The sequence below is a fragment of the Enterobacter cloacae complex sp. R_G8 genome, from assembly GCF_024599795.1.
Lineage (GTDB): Bacteria > Pseudomonadota > Gammaproteobacteria > Enterobacterales > Enterobacteriaceae > Enterobacter > Enterobacter dissolvens.
This window is the reverse complement of the sequence record NZ_CP102246.1, coordinates 1892726-1909494: the sequence shown is the minus strand read 5'-3', so window position 1 is coordinate 1909494 and position 16769 is coordinate 1892726. Positions and strand designations below refer to the sequence as shown.

The following is a 16769-nucleotide window of genomic DNA, read 5'->3' as shown; positions in this document are numbered from 1 at the left end:
AAGGCATTGTAAATTTTCCTGCGCTAACTGGCTGATTTCTCGACACCACTCTGCGTGTAGACGGCAGCGATAGCACTATTTGCTAAAATTTCGTCCCGCCACCAGGCGCTGGCTAACCCCGCTGTTTGTTCATTCCAGCCAACCCACACCGATTCGTTACTGCTTTGAGCCAGCACCTGTTTTTCAACCAGCGCCCCGCTATCAAGGAACCGCTGTGCCAGGTAGCGGGGCAAATAGCCACACCCCAGCCCACTGATTTGCAATTCCAGCTTGGTTTTAAAATCAAAAACGGTGATGGCCTCTTGCTCATCAAGCAACTGCGACGAGACGGCGCATTCCGGGCGTGAGCTGTCGCCCACCACGATGGCGCGGTAACTTTTAATAATGCGCCGATTAATGGGCTCCGGCTCCCGGGCCAGCGGATGATGTGGAGCGACCGCGAAAACTTGCTCCAGTATCCCGAGGCGGGCAAATCCAAAATCGCTCAGCTGAGGTGGTTCATGTAATGCGCCGACGATGATATCCGCCCTGCCCTGAACCAGGGCCTCCCAGGAGCCGCCCAGCACACCATTAATGAAAATCAGCCGGGTTACGCTGTGGCGCTGATAAAACGCCTCAATCAGCGGCGTCAGGAGAGAAAACGGAAAGGTATCGTCAACACCAATCACCAGTTCATTTTCCCAGCCCTGATGAAGTTTGATGGCCTGTTTTTCCAGTTCGCGGACGGTGTGCAGAACTTCACGCCCTTTTTCCAGCAGCATCTGTCCGGTGCGGGTAAAGCGAGCCCGGTGGCCGGAGCGATCGAGGATCTGGATATTCAGATCGCTTTCCAGTTTATGAACGGTATAGCTCAGCGCTGAGGGGGTTTTGTAGAGCTTCGCCGAGGCAGCCGCAAAGCTGCCTTCTTTTTCCAGTGCATCCAGAATAATAAGAACATCCAGCAGCGGTTTCATGTTCGCCCCCTTCCGGTGTGCGATCGTCTCCGCTGCGGGACTTATGCCATGGGCATCACCAGCGGATCGGGATATTGATACTCAAACCCCAGCTCATGACAAATGCGATTGCCATCAACAATTTTGCCTTTACTTCCGTCCTTCGCGTCACCAAAAACGGGTGGCGCCAGGCCCAGCTGACGCGCCATTAGCGGGTAAAATGTACTACGCGCAGGATGAGAGGGCGCACATATATTATAGATGTGCCCACCCTTTGGAGCCTGTAAGAGAAGCTCAATTGCGCCAATAACGTCCTCTAAATGCACCAGATTGACAACATGTTGCCCATCAGGGGCTGACTTGCCGGCAAAAAAGCGTCCCGGATGCCGGCCTGGGCCAACCAGCCCCGCCAGACGCACGATATCGACCTGCGTACCCGGCAGGTTGTGCAGCCAGTCTTCCAGCTCTTTCAACACCTTGCCGCTCGCGGTGACAGGATGGCGCTCGGTGCCCTCTTTCACTACCCCTTCCACATCGCCATAGACCGATGTTGAGCTGGTAAAGATTATACGCGGTACATGGTGCGCCAGCGCGCTGTCGACAATCTCCTGCATCGCCTGCAGATAAAATGATTCGCCCGGACCGCTGCGTCGTGCGGGAAGCGTAATGACCAGCGCATCAACATTCATCAGCGTGTCCAGATCGTCAGCATCACACACCAGCTCAGGTTCAAGACGCAGTTCGACGCCATCAATACCGCACATGCGCGCCGCCTCTACCCCGTCCGCCGTGGTTTTGCTCCCGGTCACTTGCCAGCCTTTCGCGGCTAATGACATCGCCAGCGGCATTCCCAGCCACCCTAAACCGACAATCGCGACCTTTTTCATGCGAATTCTCCTGACTCTCACTCGTCTGTCTTAAGGCTACGCCAGCCCGGCAGAACACACAATTCATAGCGTCAATATGAAATGAATTAATGATCAAAAAAAGCCCTTGCAATCTGTCATACAACTGGTTTAGGTTAAAAGACATCAAATGAATAAGCATTCATCGAGAATATTTATATGACACGCGTTCAATTTAAACACCACCATCATCACCATCATCCTGACTAGTCTTTCAGGCGATGTGTGCTGGAAGACGTTTGGATCTTCCAGTGGTGCATGAACGCATGAGAAAGCCCCCGGAAGATCTTCTTCCGGGGGCTTTTTTTTGGACCAAATTCAGACAGGTTAACGAGGAACACAGAATGTTAGATAACTCACGTTTACGCATAGCTATTCAAAAATCAGGCCGTTTGAGTGATGATTCACGCGAACTGCTGGCCCGCTGCGGGATTAAAATCAACCTGCACACCCAGCGCCTGATTGCTCTGGCTGAAAACATGCCCATCGACATTCTGCGCGTGCGTGATGACGATATCCCGGGACTGGTAATGGACGGTGTCGTTGACCTTGGCATCATCGGTGAAAACGTGCTGGAAGAAGAGCTCCTGACCCGTCGCGCTCAGGGTGAAGATCCGCGCTATTTTACCCTGCGTCGCCTGGACTTCGGTGGCTGCCGCCTGTCGCTGGCGACACCGGTTGATGAAGCCTGGGACGGCCCGGCCGCGCTGAACGGCAAACGTATCGCGACCTCCTATCCTCACCTGTTAAAACGCTATCTGGATCAGAAAGGCGTGCAGTTTAAATCCTGTCTGCTGAACGGTTCTGTCGAAGTCGCGCCGCGTGCGGGTCTGGCAGACGCCATCTGCGACCTCGTCTCCACCGGTGCTACCCTGGAAGCGAACGGCCTGCGCGAAGTGGAAGTCATTTACCGCTCCAAAGCGTGCCTGATCCAGCGTGACGGCGAGATGGCCGATGCCAAACAGCAGCTGATCGACAAACTGCTGACCCGTATTCAGGGGGTGATTCAGGCGCGTGAATCCAAGTACATCATGATGCATGCACCAACCGAACGTCTGGACGAAGTGATTGCCCTGCTGCCAGGCGCTGAGCGCCCTACCATCCTGCCACTGGCGGGCGATCAGCAGCGTGTGGCGATGCACATGGTCAGTAGCGAAACGCTGTTCTGGGAAACCATGGAAAAACTGAAGGCACTGGGCGCCAGCTCCATTCTGGTGCTGCCAATTGAGAAGATGATGGAGTAACGGCCATGAGCTTTAACACGATCATCACCTGGAATGAGTGTACTGACGAACAGCAGCGCGAGTTGTTAATGCGCCCGGCCATCAGCGCCTCCGAAAGCATCACCCGTACCGTGACGGAGATCCTCAATAACGTCAAAACCCGCGGCGACGACGCGCTGCGGGAATACAGCGCAAAGTTTGATAAAACGGAAGTTAACGCCTTAAAGGTTACCGAACAGGAAATCATTGATGCCAGCAATCGTCTGGGTGATGACATCAAACAGGCAATGGCCGTCGCGGTGAAAAACATCGAGACCTTCCACGTCGCGCAGAAATTACAGACCGTCGATGTGGAAACGCTGCCGGGTGTGCGATGCCAGCAGGTGACCCGCCCGGTCGCCTCGGTGGGCCTCTATATCCCTGGCGGCTCCGCCCCGCTGTTCTCTACCGTATTAATGCTGGCCACCCCGGCGCGTATCGCCGGTTGCCAGAAAGTGGTGCTCTGCTCCCCACCGCCGATTGCCGATGAAATTCTGTATGCTGCAAAACTCTGCGGTGTGCAGGACGTGTTTAAAGTCGGTGGTGCGCAGGCGATTTCTGCCCTCGCGTTTGGCACTGAATCTGTTCCGAAGGTCGACAAAATTTTTGGCCCGGGCAACGCCTTTGTCACCGAAGCCAAGCGCCAGGTCAGCCAGCGTATTGATGGCGCGGCCATTGATATGCCCGCGGGTCCGTCTGAAGTGCTGGTGATTGCCGACAGCGGCGCCACGCCGGATTTTGTGGCGTCGGATCTGTTATCCCAGGCGGAACACGGCCCGGATTCGCAGGTGATTTTATTGACGCCAGATGCCGATATGGCTAAACGCGTGGGTGAAGCCGTAGAGCGTCAGCTTGCCGACCTGCCGCGCGCCGACACGGCACGCCAGGCGCTATCCGCCAGCCGCCTGATTGTGGCGCGCGATCTGGACCAGTGCATCGCTATCTCCAACCAGTACGGCCCGGAGCACCTGATTATTCAGACCCGCAACGCGCGCGACCTGGTCGACAGTATCACCAGCGCAGGGTCTGTTTTCCTCGGCGACTGGTCCCCGGAGTCCGCTGGCGACTACGCCTCCGGCACCAACCACGTTCTGCCGACATATGGTTACACCTCGACCTGTTCCAGCCTGGGCCTGGCCGATTTCCAGAAACGCATGACCGTGCAGGAGTTGTCCCGCGAAGGATTTGCCTCGCTGGCGTCCACCATCGAGACGCTGGCCGCCGCCGAACGCCTGACCGCTCACAAAAACGCCGTTACGCTGCGTGTTGCAGCCCTGAAGGAGCAAGCATGAACATTGAAGAATTAGCGCGGGAAAATGTCCGTCGACTGACGCCTTATCAGTCTGCTCGTCGCCTGGGCGGCAACGGTGATGTCTGGCTGAACGCCAACGAATTCCCGACAGCGGTACAGTTTGAGCTGTCACAGCAGACGCTGAACCGTTATCCGGAGTGCCAGCCAAAAGCAGTCATTGAAAACTATGCGCAATATGCAGGCGTGAAGCCGGAGCAGGTGCTGGTCAGCCGCGGTGCGGATGAAGGTATTGAGCTGTTGATCCGCGCGTTCTGCGAGCCGGGTAAAGATGCGGTGATGTACTGCCAGCCCACCTACGGCATGTACAGCGTCAGCGCGGAAACCTTTGGCGTGGCGTGCCGTAACGTGCTCTCCCTGGAGAACTGGCAGCTGGACCTGCAGGGAATTGCCGACAATCTGGACGGCGTGAAGGTGGTCTTTGTCTGTAGCCCCAACAACCCGACCGGGCAGATTATCAACCCTCAGGATATCCGTACCCTGCTGGAGATGACCCGCGGCAAAGCACTGGTGGTCGCCGACGAAGCCTATATTGAGTTCTGCCCTCAGGCGACGCTGGCTGGCTGGCTGGAAGAGTACCCACACCTGGTGGTGCTGCGTACGCTGTCGAAAGCCTTTGCGCTCGCAGGTCTGCGCTGCGGGTTTACGCTGGCCAATAAAGAGGTGATCGACCTGCTGCTGAAAGTGATCGCCCCGTACCCGCTTTCTACTCCCGTGGCTGACATTGCCGCTCAGGCCCTGACCCCGCAAGGGATCAATGCAATGCGTGAGCGTGTGGCACAAATCCTGGAAGAGCGACAGTACCTGGTGACCGCCCTGAAAGCGATCCCTTGTGTAGAGCAGGTGTTCGACTCTGAAACCAACTACCTCCTGGTTCGCTTTACCGCCTCCAGTGCCGTATTTAAATCTTTATGGGATCAGGGCATTATCTTACGTGATCAAAATAAACAACCTTCTCTGAGCGGCTGCCTGCGTATTACCGTCGGCACCCGTGCAGAGAGCCAGCGCGTGATTGACGCACTGAAAGCGGAGAAAGTATGAGCCAGAAGATCCTCTTTATCGACCGAGACGGCACCCTGATTTCGGAGCCACCCACCGATTTTCAGGTCGATCGTTTCGACAAACTGGCTTTTGAACCAGACGTGATCCCGGTGCTGCTGAAACTGCAGAAAGCCGGATACAAGCTGGTGATGATCACCAACCAGGACGGACTGGGTACCGACAGCTTCCCGCAGGCCGACTTTGACGGCCCGCATAATCTGATGATGCAGGTACTCACCTCTCAGGGCGTGGTATTTGATGAGGTGCTGATTTGCCCACACCTGCCTGCCGATGCGTGCGACTGCCGCAAGCCGAAGGTGAAACTGGTAGAACGCTATATGCAGGAAGATGTCCTGGATAAAGCCAACAGCTATGTCATTGGCGATCGCGCCACCGATATTACGCTTGCCGAAAACATGGGGCTAGCCGGGCTGCGCTACAACCGCGACGATCTCAACTGGGCGAAGATTGGTGAGCAGCTCACCAAACGTGACCGCTACTCGCATGTAGAACGCAACACCAAAGAGACACAGATTGACGTGAAGGTGTGGCTGGATCGCGAAGGCGGCAGCAAGATCCACACTGGGGTGGGTTTCTTCGACCATATGCTGGATCAGATTGCCACCCACGGCGGCTTCCGCATGGAGATTACGGTAAAAGGCGATCTCTACATTGACGATCACCACACCGTTGAAGACACCGGTCTGGCGCTGGGCGAAGCGCTGAAGCTGGCCCTGGGCGACAAACGTGGCATCAACCGTTTTGGGTTTGTTCTGCCCATGGATGAGTGCCTGGCGCGTTGTGCGATGGACATCTCCGGTCGTCCGCATCTGGAATATAAAGCCGATTTCACCTACCAGCGCGTGGGCGATCTCAGCACCGAAATGGTGGAGCACTTCTTCCGTTCATTGTCCTACACCATGGGCCTGACGCTGCATCTGAAGACCAAAGGCAAGAACGACCACCACCGAGTGGAGAGCCTGTTCAAGGCCTTTGGCCGTACCCTGCGCCAGGCAATTCGTGTGGAAGGTGACGCCCTGCCCTCATCAAAAGGAGTGCTGTAATGAATGTGGTGATTCTGGATACCGGATGCGCCAACCTGAACTCCGTGAAATCGGCCATTGCGCGCCACGGCTACGAGCCGGTGGTGAGCCGTGACCCGGACGTAGTGCTGCGCGCCGACAAACTCTTCCTGCCTGGTGTAGGCACCGCGCAGGCGGCGATGGATCAGATCCACGAGCGTGAACTGGTCGATCTCATCAAAGCCTGTACCCAGCCAGTGCTCGGGATTTGCCTGGGGATGCAGCTGCTCGGCCGTCGTAGTGAAGAGAGCAACGGCGTCGATCTGCTGGGTATTATTGAAGAAGACGTGCCAAAAATGGCCGATCATGGTTTACCACTGCCGCACATGGGCTGGAACCGCGTTTATGCGAAAGCGGGTGACAGACTGTTTCGCGGCATTGAGGATGGCGCTTACTTCTACTTTGTGCACAGCTACGCCATGCCGGTGAATCCCTACACCATCGCCCAGTGCAATTATGGCGAGGCGTTTACCGCGGCAGTGCAGAAAGATAACTTCTTCGGCGTGCAGTTTCACCCGGAACGTTCGGGTGCCGCAGGCGCTCAGCTGCTGAAAAACTTCCTGGAGATGTGATGATTATTCCCGCTTTAGACTTAATTGACGGCACGGTTGTTCGTCTTCATCAGGGTGATTACGGCCAGCAGCGCGACTACGGTAACGATCCGCTGCCCCGCCTGCAGGATTATGCCGCTCAGGGTGCGCAGGTGTTGCACCTGGTGGATTTAACGGGCGCGAAAGATCCGGCAAAACGCCAGATCCCACTGTTAAAAAAACTGGTGGCGGGCGTGGATGTCCCCGTACAGGTTGGTGGCGGTGTGCGCACGGAAGATGACGTTGCGGCACTGCTGGACGCCGGCGTGGCGCGCGTGGTGGTCGGCTCGACGGCGGTCAAAGACCCCGACACGGTGAAAAGCTGGTTCCGCCGCTTTGGTTCTGACGCGCTGGTGCTGGCCCTGGATGTCCGCATCGACGAACAGGGCAATAAGCAGGTTGCGGTCAGCGGCTGGCAGGAAAACTCCGGCGTGACGCTGGAAGAACTGGTCGATATGTATCTGCCCGTTGGCCTGAAGCACGTGCTGTGCACGGATATCTCCCGCGACGGCACGCTGGCAGGCTCTAACGTTTCTTTATATCAAGAAGTTTGCACCCGCTATCCGCAGGTGGCGTTTCAGTCCTCTGGCGGCATAGGTGATATTAACGACATCGCCGCGCTGCGCGGTACCGGTGTGAAGGGTGTAATTGTTGGCCGGGCCCTGCTGGAAGGAAAATTTACTGTGACGGAGGCGATTCAATGCTGGCAAAACGGATAATCCCTTGCCTGGACGTACGTGACGGCCAGGTCGTAAAAGGCGTGCAGTTCCGCAACCACGAGATCATCGGCGACATCGTCCCGCTGGCGAAACGGTATGCCGATGAAGGCGCAGACGAACTGGTATTTTACGATATCACCGCCTCCAGCGATGGCCGCGTGGTAGACAAAAGCTGGGTCGCGCGTGTCGCAGAAGTGATTGATATCCCCTTCTGCGTGGCGGGCGGGATTAAGTCTGCAGAAGATGCGGCGAAAATCCTCTCCTTCGGTGCCGACAAAATTTCAATCAACTCCCCTGCGCTGGCTGACCCGGAGCTGATTACCCGTCTGGCCGATCGCTTTGGCGTGCAGTGTATTGTTGTCGGTATCGACACCTGGTATGACGCAGCCACCGGCAAGTATCACGTCAACCAGTATACTGGCGATGAGAGCCGTACCCGCGTGACCCAATGGGAGACGCTGGACTGGGTGCAGGAAGTCCAGAAACGTGGCGCGGGCGAAATCGTACTGAACATGATGAACCAGGACGGCGTGCGTAACGGTTACGATCTGGAACAGCTGAAAAAAGTGCGTGCGGTTTGTCACGTACCGCTGATCGCCTCCGGCGGCGCGGGCACTATGAAACACTTCCTGGAAGCCTTCCGCGATGCGAACGTTGACGGTGCGCTGGCGGCGTCCGTGTTCCACAAACAGATTATCAATATTGGTGAGTTAAAAACGTACCTGGCCGACCAGGGCGTGGAGATCAGGGTATGTTAACAGAGCAACAACAGGCGCAGCTGGACTGGGAAAAAACTGACGGATTACTGCCCGTGGTTGTCCAGCATGCCGTTTCCGGTGAAGTGCTGATGCTGGGATACATGAACCAGGAGGCGCTGGCAAAAACGGTCGACAGCGGCAAAGTGACCTTTTACTCGCGCACGAAACAGCGCCTGTGGACCAAAGGGGAGACCTCAGGCCACTTCCTGAATGTGGTTAGCATTACGCCGGATTGCGATAACGATACTCTGCTGGTTCTGGCTAACCCCATCGGCCCGACCTGCCATAAAGGTACCAGCAGCTGCTTCGGAGAGGCTAGCCACCAATGGTTATTCCTGTATCAACTGGAGCAGTTACTGGCTGAGCGTAAAACGGCAGATCCTTCCAGCTCGTATACGGCGAAGCTGTATGCAAGCGGCACCAAGCGTATTGCGCAGAAAGTGGGTGAAGAAGGCGTTGAGACCGCGCTGGCCGCGACGGTACATGACCGCGAAGAGCTGACCAACGAAGCGTCTGATTTGATGTATCACCTGCTGGTGCTGCTGCAGGATCAGGAGCTGGATTTAACGGCGGTGATTGAGAATCTTCGTAAGCGGCATAAATAAAAAACCGGGGAATTTCCCCGGTTTTTTTATCTGCAAGTCAGGCTTTTGGTTTGTAGTTACGCAACGCGTTGTGACCGAGAACCACACCAGAACCGATAATCCCACCGAGCAAGACTGCCAGTATTAACGTGATGGCCTTTTTCGGGCTATCACGATAGACGGGAAGATCCGGCTTCATGACGTAACGATAGACATGGATGGTATCCGGGTTCACGTTCAACTTCTCGATATCCAGTAAGTTTTGCTTAGTCTGGTAGTAAGCGCCAGAGAAGACCAGCGGACGAGACGCTTCGTTATCAATCATTGATTTCAGCGCTTCGCTCCCCAGCAGGAACATGGTTTCCTGAGTCACATCCTGGGTTTGCTGGATCTGCGGAGTGGTAATTTTCGCCGCTTCCGCGTTCTTAAGCGCCTCAGAAATCTGTTTAATACGCAGTTCTTTCTGCTCCTGAGCAACTTTCTCCTGGTTTTCAAGGGAGTCGTTCAGGCTGGTGATCTGCTGCTTAATGTTGTCTTTGAGGTCGAGAGCAAGTTCCTTCGCCGTTTGCTCGTCTACATGTTGGATGTACTGCGCCAACTGCTTTTGCGCCGCTTCAGCCGACTCCCCGGTATAGGAGACGCTTAACGGCAGCGGTTGCCCCTTGACGGTAGCATCGATGGTCAACTTTTCTGGAATCTCCTGGTTTTCGAGCGCCTGAGCTAAAGCAGAAAACGAGGAATTGAAACGGCCAATGGCACGGTTTTGGATATCCTGCATTGAAGGAGCAGCACTACCGTAAAGGATATTCAGTGCATTCGCATAAGTGGCAATCTGTGCCGCATCAGGCTGGGAAATAATCGCCGACGAGGTCCATTTTTCTTTTGCAACGGTGATGTAAATACCCGCAATGACGATAAAAACAGCCATAAAAGCGCCAATTACCCACTTTCCACGCCACAGCTGTAGCACTAAATCAAGTAAATCAATTTGCTCCGGACCATTACTGCTATTAACCGGAGTATTGTTGTTCTGCGTCATACAATCCCTAACAGATGAAAAAGGGCAAAAATAGTGATGTCTACATAGTGTATCTGTTGCCAGCGATTTTTCTATCAGAATCCGATGAGTTATATCGGAAAGATGGGTTATATAACTCGTGGCCAACGCGCTATCATATAGGAATTCTGATGTCTCAGGCATCGACAAGAACGAAGAGTTAACGAGGAAGATATGAAATTTTTGGTTACGGGCGCGGCAGGTTTTATCGGATCCCATGTCAGCAAACGCTTGCTGGATGACGGGCATGAGGTTGTCGGTATTGATAATCTGAATGACTACTACGACGTCAATCTCAAGCTGGCACGTCTGGATTTATTGAAATCCGGGAATTTCATCTTCCACAAGATAGAGTTAGCCGATCGTGAAGCCATGGCAGCGCTGTTTGCCACTGAGAAGTTTGATCGCGTGATTCATCTGGCCGCGCAGGCAGGCGTGCGCTACTCGCTGGAAAACCCGCACGCGTATGCGGATGCTAACCTGGTCGGTCACCTTAACGTGCTGGAAGGGTGTCGTCATAACAAGGTACAGCACCTGCTGTATGCCTCATCAAGTTCAGTTTATGGTCTGAACCGCAAGATGCCGTTCTCCACTGACGACTCCGTAGACCACCCCGTGTCACTGTACGCGGCGACCAAAAAAGCCAACGAGCTGATGTCGCATACCTACTCTCATCTGTACAACCTGCCGACCACCGGCCTGCGTTTCTTTACCGTATATGGCCCGTGGGGCCGTCCGGATATGGCGCTGTTTAAGTTTACAAAGGCGATGATCGAAGGCAAAAGCATCGATGTTTACAACTACGGCAAGATGAAGCGTGACTTCACTTACATTGATGACATCGCTGAAGCCATTATGCGTTTGCAGGATGTCATTCCTCAGGCCGATGCAGGCTGGACCGTCGAAACCGGTTCCCCGGCGACCAGCTCCGCGCCTTATCGGGTTTACAACATTGGTAACAGCTCTCCGGTCGAGCTTATGGATTACATTACGGCGCTGGAAGAAGCTCTCGGCAAAGAAGCAGAGAAAAACATGATGCCGATTCAACCGGGTGACGTGCTGGAAACCAGCGCGGACACGAAAGCGTTGTATGACGTTATTGGTTTTAAACCGCAGACTTCAGTCAAAGACGGGGTGAAAAACTTTGTCGACTGGTATCGCGCGTTCTACAAGGTCTGAAAATAAAAAAACCCGGCAACATGGCCGGGTTTTTTACGCGCGTTAAAATAATCAATCGCTACCGAACAGATCGCGGGTATACACTTTATCCGCCACGTCTGCCAGTTCTGCTGCCATGCGGTTAGAGATAATCACATCCGCTTCTTGCTTGAATGCATCCAGATCGCGAATCACGCGTGAATGGAAGAACTCATCTTCCTGCATTGCAGGTTCATAAATAATGACCTGCACACCCTTGGCTTTAATACGCTTCATGATCCCCTGAATGGAAGAGGCGCGGAAGTTATCGGAACCGCTCTTCATGATCAGACGATACACACCCACAACTTTCGGCTGACGTGCGAGGATGGAATCAGAAATGAAATCCTTACGCGTGCGGTTGGCATCCACAATGGCTGAAATCAGGTTGTTTGGCACAGCCTGATAGTTGGCCAGCAGCTGCTTGGTATCTTTTGGCAGGCAGTAACCACCGTAGCCAAATGACGGGTTGTTATAGTGGTTACCAATGCGCGGATCGAGACAAACACCTTCGATGATCTGGCGGGTGTTCAACCCCAGGCTCTCTGCGTAGCTATCCAGCTCGTTGAAGTAAGCGACACGCATTGCCAGGTAGGTATTGGCGAAAAGCTTAATCGCCTCCGCTTCTGTGGAGTCGGTAAACAGTACCGGAATATCTTTCTTGATGGCGCCTTCCTGCAGCAGCGCGGCAAAACGTTCCGCGCGCTCAGAACGCTCACCAATCACGATACGGGAAGGATGCAGGTTATCGTATAACGCCCTGCCCTCGCGCAGGAACTCTGGCGAGAAGAAGACGTTATCGATGCCCAACTCTTCTTTGATGGATTTAGTGAAACCTACCGGAATGGTTGACTTAATCACCATCACCGCTTTCGGGTTGATTGCGATAACGTCTTTAATGACCGCTTCTACAGTGGATGTGTTGAAGTAGTTAGTTTTCGGATCGTAGTCGGTAGGAGTGGCAATGATGACGTAATCCGCATTACGGTATGCATCTTCTTTGTCCGTAGTGGCGCGGAAATTCAGTTCTTTGTGAGTGAGATAATCCTGGATTTCTTTGTCAACAATTGGCGATTTCTTCTGGTTAAGCATATCCACTTTGGACTGCACGATATCCAGCGCAACCACTTCATGGTTCTGGGCAATCAGAATACCGTTCGAGAGTCCAACATAGCCTGTTCCGGAGATTGTTATTTTCATTCGCTAATGACTTCTGTGAGTTAACTGTTGTGATGGCCGCCAGACCATCGCGATAAACCTGACTGTTGGGCTTTGTACCTCCTGGCCCACAGAACTGTCAAGGCAAACCAGGAGTAATCCCTGTACTCGGGATGACATTCAGACTACTTCGAATATCAGGAGCGAGATTTCACGTAAAAAAAACCCGGAGACAGGCTCCGGGTTGAGATTACAAAGCGTTATTTTATTCCATCCATTCGGTATGGAACACACCTTCTTTATCTGTACGTTTATACGTATGAGCACCGAAGTAGTCACGCTGCGCCTGGATCAGGTTGGCAGGCAGTACGGCAGCGCGATAGCTGTCGTAGTACGCTACTGCAGCAGAGAAGGTCGGCACCGGAATACCGTTCTGTACAGCGTAAGCAACCACATCACGCAGCGCCTGCTGGTATTCGTCAGCAATCTTCTTGAAGTACGGTGCCAGCAGCAAGTTCGCGATGCCTGCATTTTCCGCATAGGCATCAGTAATTTTCTGCAGGAACTGGGCGCGGATGATGCAACCTGCACGGAAGATCTTCGCGATTTCACCGTAGTTCAGATCCCAGTTGTTTTCGTCAGAAGCCGCGCGCAACTGAGAGAAACCTTGCGCGTAAGAGACGATTTTACCCAGGTACAGAGCACGACGAACCTTCTCAACGAATTCCGCTTTGTCACCAGCTGGTTTAGCCTGCGGACCAGACAGCACTTTGGAAGCCGCAACGCGCTGATCTTTCAGAGAAGAGATGTAGCGAGCGAATACGGATTCGGTGATCAGAGACAGCGGTTCGCCCAGGTCCAGAGAGCTCTGGCTGGTCCATTTGCCGGTACCTTTGTTCGCCGCTTCGTCAAGAATCACATCGACCAGGTATTTACCCTCTTCATCTTTCTTCGTGAAGATATCTTTGGTGATGTCGATCAGATAGCTGTTCAGTTCACCTTTGTTCCACTCGGTGAAGGTCTCTGCGAGTTCTTCGTTGGAGAGGTTCAGGCCACCCTTCAGCAGAGAGTAGGCTTCAGCAATCAGCTGCATATCGCCGTATTCGATGCCGTTGTGAACCATCTTAACATAATGGCCTGCACCATCCGGACCGATATAGGTCACACACGGCTCACCGTCTTCCGCAACCGCAGCGATTTTGGTCAGGATTGGCGCAACCAGTTCATACGCTTCTTTCTGGCCGCCAGGCATGATAGATGGGCCTTTCAGCGCGCCCTCTTCACCACCGGAGACACCGGTACCGATGAAGTTGAAGCCTTCAGCAGAGAGTTCACGGTTACGACGAATGGTGTCCTGGAAGAAGGTGTTACCACCATCAATGATGATGTCTCCTTTTTCCAGATAAGGTTTCAGGGAATCTATGGCTGCATCGGTACCTGCGCCCGCTTTCACCATTAACAGGATACGACGAGGCGTTTCCAGAGATTCAACAAACTCTTTAACCGTATAGAAAGGAACCAGTTTCTTACCCGGATTCTCAGCGATGACTTCTTCGGTCTTATCACGGGAGCGGTTGAAAACGGAGACGGTATAACCACGGCTTTCGATGTTGAGCGCCAGGTTGCGCCCCATCACTGCCATACCGACAACGCCGATCTGTTGCTTAGACATTACATACTCCTGTCAGGTGTTTTTTACTGCACATTAATAAAATAGTTCAACACAAAGCAATATCATAACTTATCATGGCTGGAAAATACGAAACAGACTATTTAGTTTTATATCTTTGATAAAAGCTCTTTTAGTAAAAGTCCCTTCGCATCCTTCTCCGACAGCAGCGGTTCTACTTCGGGCCAGTTAATGCCTACATCGGGATCATTCCAGAGTAAGCAACCTTCGTCTTCTGGATGATAATAGTCGGTGCATTTATATTCAAAATCAGCGATTTCGGATAACACCAGGAAGCCATGGGCTAAACCAGGCGGGATCCAGAATTGTTTTTTATTACTCTCAGAAAGAAGTACCCCTTCCCATTGGCCAAAGGTTGGTGAATCTGGGCGGATATCAACCGCGACGTCAAATACTTCCCCGCGAACGACACGGACAAGCTTACCTTGTGGAAAAGTCTTTTGGAAATGCATCCCACGTAATACGTTTTGTCTGGAGCGAGAATAATTGTCTTGCACAAAGGAGACATCCTCCCCAAGAATTTCAGCGTAGCGTTTTTTCTCAAAAACCTCTAAAAAAAAACCACGCTCATCACCGAAAACTTTAGGCTCAATGATCTTACAACCAGCCACGGAAGTATCATGCACTAACATACAATCTCCAGATTAAACAGTTAACCATCGTTTAGATTCAACGTCGTATTTTTTAATTATTTTCGCGGGAATACCGGAAATCACACAATAATCAGGAAAATCACCTTTCACAACTGAATTTGCACCAACTATACATTGTTTACCCAACGTTGTTCCTGCGAGTATTTTAGCTCCAGCCCCAATAAAACAATTTTCTCCGATAGTTGTTCTTTTGTTATTCATTGGCTGTTGATAAATAGGAACATTAATATCAGTAAAATTATGGTCAGAGTTAGTTATAAGAACATTTGCAGAAATCACAGTCCCTTTCTTTATAACCAATTCGCTTCCTAATGAAACCAGATGAAAAAACTGTCCTATTGAGACATCATCTTCAATAGTTACTGTGCCTGTGTCTAATATTTCGAATCGCCACATTGGATAAAGTCGAAATTTATGGCCCACACTAACTTTATTCAAGCCCGTAAAATAGATTGGCTTCCCAATATATCCGTATACACCTGCATTTTTGAAAAGAAAAAATTTATAGAGGAAACTCCTGAAAAACCACAATATTTTAATGTACATTTTCACTTATCCACTTGGCAATATTACGCGGTGCAGGACCTTTTATATCTCTAAAATGACCGGGTACAAAATAATGATTAAAAAGATAAATTAAATATAATTTCCTAAGAGTAAAAGCTTCTTCAGTTGGTTCAGACGCAGCATTTGCAAGAAGCTGCATAAGGTTTTCACCATTAAATTTATAGCATAAGGGAAACTGATCATAATAAGCATTACCCAGCACTACAACAGGCTTTCCTATCTCTATAGATTCTAATCCTACTGTAGAATTATTGACAACGACAACATCTGCAACATTCATCGCGTCAGCCAAACGAGCCGAGTAATCAAAATAGATATTGCTGTGCTCATTAATATAAGCATACAATTCAGATTCGTAGAGTTGCTTATATAAAGGATGTTCCCGGACAACCAAGATACTGCCTTCCGGCATCGCGCGGTGCACGGCTTTTACAATTTCAAAATGATTATTAAAATAGGGACTATGATAAATCATATTGACATCATCAGGAACCTGGAGGACGAGGAGATATATGTTCTGCATATTTCCCGCCTTACCTGGAAATCGGCTTGACGTCAGACTTTCATAAAATTGTTTCGCAACAAGTTTACGTTTCGGCCTTATATGTTCGATGGGTTGAAGAAATGGTAAAAATTTCTCTATAAAAATATCTACAATGCGGTATTTTTTATAACCAGTCCATTTCTCTTCTCTAAATGGAATAATTTCTTCATTTGCATCTATGCTATCAATATTAATAGTATCAATGTCTCTGCATGAACAGTTCGCATTAACACCATTTTTATCCAGGATAGTCCGACCTAGTGGTGCCTGTTCGAAATGCAATATCTGTAGAGTTCGCTGCTTAGCTATAAATTGCAGGATCTCGACAGGCATACGAGAATCGCCACTGGCAATAATTAAATCTGGCTCGTAATTGTTTATTAAACTTTCGAGATAAATATAGTACTTACATGCCTGTTTCAATAATTTTGTTTTATCAATACCTGGATTCAATTTTACATGATATTGGATAAACTGCTCCAACATTTCTGGTTTAATTTCATTTTGACCAGTATGAGAAAACTCCTGCGAAGCAACCCAAGGCAGATAAATCGATTTTTGCCCATGAGTTAATGAGTATATATATCCGCTCAAATGCAAATTAATATGCAGAAAAGAATAATCTGCAGATATTTTCAAAGTCTCCTCTTTGATTTCTTTAAAGAAACGTGAGAAATCGGCATAATATCCAATTGTTAATATTTTCTTCATAATTTTTAAG

Annotated in this window: 18 protein-coding genes and 1 other annotated feature; of the genes, 10 read left to right on the top strand and 8 right to left on the bottom strand. The window is 51.4% G+C overall.

Annotated elements, in window-relative coordinates; all coding sequences use genetic code 11:
• Positions 1 to 23 precede the first annotated feature (23 nt).
• Positions 24 to 953: a LysR substrate-binding domain-containing protein gene (locus NQ842_RS09015; RefSeq protein WP_014832590.1), complete on the bottom strand. Its 930-nt coding sequence runs from the start codon at positions 951 to 953 to the stop codon at positions 24 to 26.
• A gap of 41 nt (positions 954 to 994) precedes the next feature.
• Positions 995 to 1819 (bottom strand): SDR family oxidoreductase, encoded by an 825-nt coding sequence (locus NQ842_RS09010; RefSeq protein WP_014832591.1) that lies wholly within the window; start codon positions 1817 to 1819, stop codon positions 995 to 997.
• A gap of 177 nt (positions 1820 to 1996) precedes the next feature.
• Between NQ842_RS09010 and hisL the strand changes: the two genes are divergently transcribed.
• From hisL to hisIE, 9 genes are all read left to right on the top strand, one after another.
• Positions 1997 to 2047, top strand: a complete 51-nt coding sequence (hisL, locus tag NQ842_RS09005; protein ID WP_001364200.1) for a his operon leader peptide — start codon at positions 1997 to 1999, stop codon at positions 2045 to 2047.
• Positions 2023 to 2146 (top strand) — a sequence feature (His leader region). It overlaps the preceding gene by 25 nt.
• A gap of 35 nt (positions 2147 to 2181) precedes the next feature.
• Complete coding sequence (hisG, locus tag NQ842_RS09000) at positions 2182 to 3081, top strand: ATP phosphoribosyltransferase (protein ID WP_000886595.1); 900 nt, start codon at positions 2182 to 2184, stop codon at positions 3079 to 3081.
• A 5-nt stretch (positions 3082 to 3086) separates the two neighbouring features.
• Positions 3087 to 4391 (top strand): histidinol dehydrogenase, encoded by a 1305-nt coding sequence (gene hisD, locus NQ842_RS08995; RefSeq protein WP_257256754.1) that lies wholly within the window; start codon positions 3087 to 3089, stop codon positions 4389 to 4391.
• On the top strand, positions 4388 to 5449 hold the full coding sequence (gene hisC, locus NQ842_RS08990; protein WP_046888371.1) for a histidinol-phosphate transaminase: 1062 nt from the start codon (positions 4388 to 4390) through the stop codon (positions 5447 to 5449). The genes hisD and hisC overlap by 4 nt, the downstream gene beginning before the upstream one ends.
• Entirely contained in the window at positions 5446 to 6513 is a 1068-nt protein-coding gene (hisB, locus tag NQ842_RS08985; protein WP_257256753.1) for a bifunctional histidinol-phosphatase/imidazoleglycerol-phosphate dehydratase HisB, read from the top strand. Before hisC ends, hisB begins: the two co-directional genes overlap by 4 nt.
• Positions 6513 to 7103, top strand: coding sequence for an imidazole glycerol phosphate synthase subunit HisH (gene hisH, locus NQ842_RS08980; RefSeq protein ID WP_014832595.1), 591 nt, complete (start codon positions 6513 to 6515; stop codon positions 7101 to 7103). The genes hisB and hisH overlap by 1 nt, the downstream gene beginning before the upstream one ends.
• Positions 7103 to 7840 carry a 1-(5-phosphoribosyl)-5-[(5-phosphoribosylamino)methylideneamino]imidazole-4-carboxamide isomerase gene (hisA, locus tag NQ842_RS08975; RefSeq protein WP_232943432.1) on the top strand — a complete coding sequence of 246 codons (738 nt, stop codon included), beginning with the start codon at positions 7103 to 7105 and terminating at the stop codon, positions 7838 to 7840. Before hisH ends, hisA begins: the two co-directional genes overlap by 1 nt.
• A complete protein-coding gene (hisF, locus tag NQ842_RS08970) occupies positions 7822 to 8598 on the top strand; it encodes an imidazole glycerol phosphate synthase subunit HisF (protein ID WP_257256752.1) in 777 nt (258 codons plus the stop codon). The genes hisA and hisF overlap by 19 nt, the downstream gene beginning before the upstream one ends.
• The gene (gene hisIE, locus NQ842_RS08965; RefSeq protein WP_014832598.1) at positions 8592 to 9203 is read left to right on the top strand and encodes a bifunctional phosphoribosyl-AMP cyclohydrolase/phosphoribosyl-ATP diphosphatase HisIE; all 612 of its coding nucleotides are present in this window, start codon (positions 8592 to 8594) and stop codon (positions 9201 to 9203) included. Before hisF ends, hisIE begins: the two co-directional genes overlap by 7 nt.
• 37 nt (positions 9204 to 9240) lie before the next feature.
• Here the strand turns inward: hisIE and wzzB are convergent, their stop codons facing one another.
• Positions 9241 to 10221 (bottom strand): LPS O-antigen chain length determinant protein WzzB, encoded by a 981-nt coding sequence (gene wzzB / locus NQ842_RS08960; protein ID WP_257256751.1) that lies wholly within the window; start codon positions 10219 to 10221, stop codon positions 9241 to 9243.
• 192 nt (positions 10222 to 10413) lie between these two features.
• Here wzzB and NQ842_RS08955 point away from each other — a divergent pair, with 192 nt between their 5' ends.
• Positions 10414 to 11418 (top strand): NAD-dependent epimerase, encoded by a 1005-nt coding sequence (locus NQ842_RS08955; protein WP_257256750.1) that lies wholly within the window; start codon positions 10414 to 10416, stop codon positions 11416 to 11418.
• Between the two features lie 51 nt (positions 11419 to 11469).
• Here the strand turns inward: NQ842_RS08955 and ugd are convergent, their stop codons facing one another.
• The 5 genes from ugd to NQ842_RS08930 form a co-directional block, all read right to left on the bottom strand.
• A complete protein-coding gene (gene ugd / locus NQ842_RS08950) occupies positions 11470 to 12636 on the bottom strand; it encodes a UDP-glucose 6-dehydrogenase (RefSeq protein WP_257256749.1) in 1167 nt (388 codons plus the stop codon).
• A 223-nt stretch (positions 12637 to 12859) separates the two neighbouring features.
• Positions 12860 to 14266 carry an NADP-dependent phosphogluconate dehydrogenase gene (gene gndA / locus NQ842_RS08945; protein WP_001376067.1) on the bottom strand — a complete coding sequence of 469 codons (1407 nt, stop codon included), beginning with the start codon at positions 14264 to 14266 and terminating at the stop codon, positions 12860 to 12862.
• A gap of 107 nt (positions 14267 to 14373) precedes the next feature.
• Complete coding sequence (gene rfbC / locus NQ842_RS08940; protein WP_257256748.1) at positions 14374 to 14916, bottom strand: dTDP-4-dehydrorhamnose 3,5-epimerase; 543 nt, start codon at positions 14914 to 14916, stop codon at positions 14374 to 14376.
• Between the two features lie 12 nt (positions 14917 to 14928).
• On the bottom strand, positions 14929 to 15483 hold the full coding sequence (locus NQ842_RS08935; protein WP_257256919.1) for an acyltransferase: 555 nt from the start codon (positions 15481 to 15483) through the stop codon (positions 14929 to 14931).
• On the bottom strand, positions 15473 to 16759 hold the full coding sequence (locus NQ842_RS08930) for a hypothetical protein (protein ID WP_257256747.1): 1287 nt from the start codon (positions 16757 to 16759) through the stop codon (positions 15473 to 15475). Before NQ842_RS08930 ends, NQ842_RS08935 begins: the two co-directional genes overlap by 11 nt.
• Positions 16760 to 16769: the final 10 nt, after the last annotated feature.

Excerpts from the sequence above, each read along its gene's own strand:
- NQ842_RS08955 (WP_257256750.1), top strand. The coding sequence starts at position 10,414 with ATGAAATTTTTGGTTACGGGCGCGGCAGGTTTTATCGGATCCCATGTC.
- NQ842_RS08935 (WP_257256919.1), bottom strand. The coding sequence starts at position 15,483 with ATGTACATTAAAATATTGTGGTTTTTCAGGAGTTTCCTCTATAAATTT.
- hisB (WP_257256753.1), top strand. The coding sequence starts at position 5,446 with ATGAGCCAGAAGATCCTCTTTATCGACCGAGACGGCACCCTGATTTCG.
- ugd (WP_257256749.1), bottom strand. The coding sequence starts at position 12,636 with ATGAAAATAACAATCTCCGGAACAGGCTATGTTGGACTCTCGAACGGT.
- NQ842_RS09010 (WP_014832591.1), bottom strand. The coding sequence starts at position 1,819 with ATGAAAAAGGTCGCGATTGTCGGTTTAGGGTGGCTGGGAATGCCGCTG.
- gndA (WP_001376067.1), bottom strand. The coding sequence starts at position 14,266 with ATGTCTAAGCAACAGATCGGCGTTGTCGGTATGGCAGTGATGGGGCGC.
- rfbC (WP_257256748.1), bottom strand. The coding sequence starts at position 14,916 with ATGTTAGTGCATGATACTTCCGTGGCTGGTTGTAAGATCATTGAGCCT.
- hisA (WP_232943432.1), top strand. The coding sequence starts at position 7,103 with ATGATTATTCCCGCTTTAGACTTAATTGACGGCACGGTTGTTCGTCTT.
- wzzB (WP_257256751.1), bottom strand. The coding sequence starts at position 10,221 with ATGACGCAGAACAACAATACTCCGGTTAATAGCAGTAATGGTCCGGAG.
- hisIE (WP_014832598.1), top strand. The coding sequence starts at position 8,592 with ATGTTAACAGAGCAACAACAGGCGCAGCTGGACTGGGAAAAAACTGAC.
- hisC (WP_046888371.1), top strand. The coding sequence starts at position 4,388 with ATGAACATTGAAGAATTAGCGCGGGAAAATGTCCGTCGACTGACGCCT.
- NQ842_RS08930 (WP_257256747.1), bottom strand. The coding sequence starts at position 16,759 with ATGAAGAAAATATTAACAATTGGATATTATGCCGATTTCTCACGTTTC.
- hisH (WP_014832595.1), top strand. The coding sequence starts at position 6,513 with ATGAATGTGGTGATTCTGGATACCGGATGCGCCAACCTGAACTCCGTG.
- hisF (WP_257256752.1), top strand. The coding sequence starts at position 7,822 with ATGCTGGCAAAACGGATAATCCCTTGCCTGGACGTACGTGACGGCCAG.
- NQ842_RS09015 (WP_014832590.1), bottom strand. The coding sequence starts at position 953 with ATGAAACCGCTGCTGGATGTTCTTATTATTCTGGATGCACTGGAAAAA.
- hisG (WP_000886595.1), top strand. The coding sequence starts at position 2,182 with ATGTTAGATAACTCACGTTTACGCATAGCTATTCAAAAATCAGGCCGT.
- hisD (WP_257256754.1), top strand. The coding sequence starts at position 3,087 with ATGAGCTTTAACACGATCATCACCTGGAATGAGTGTACTGACGAACAG.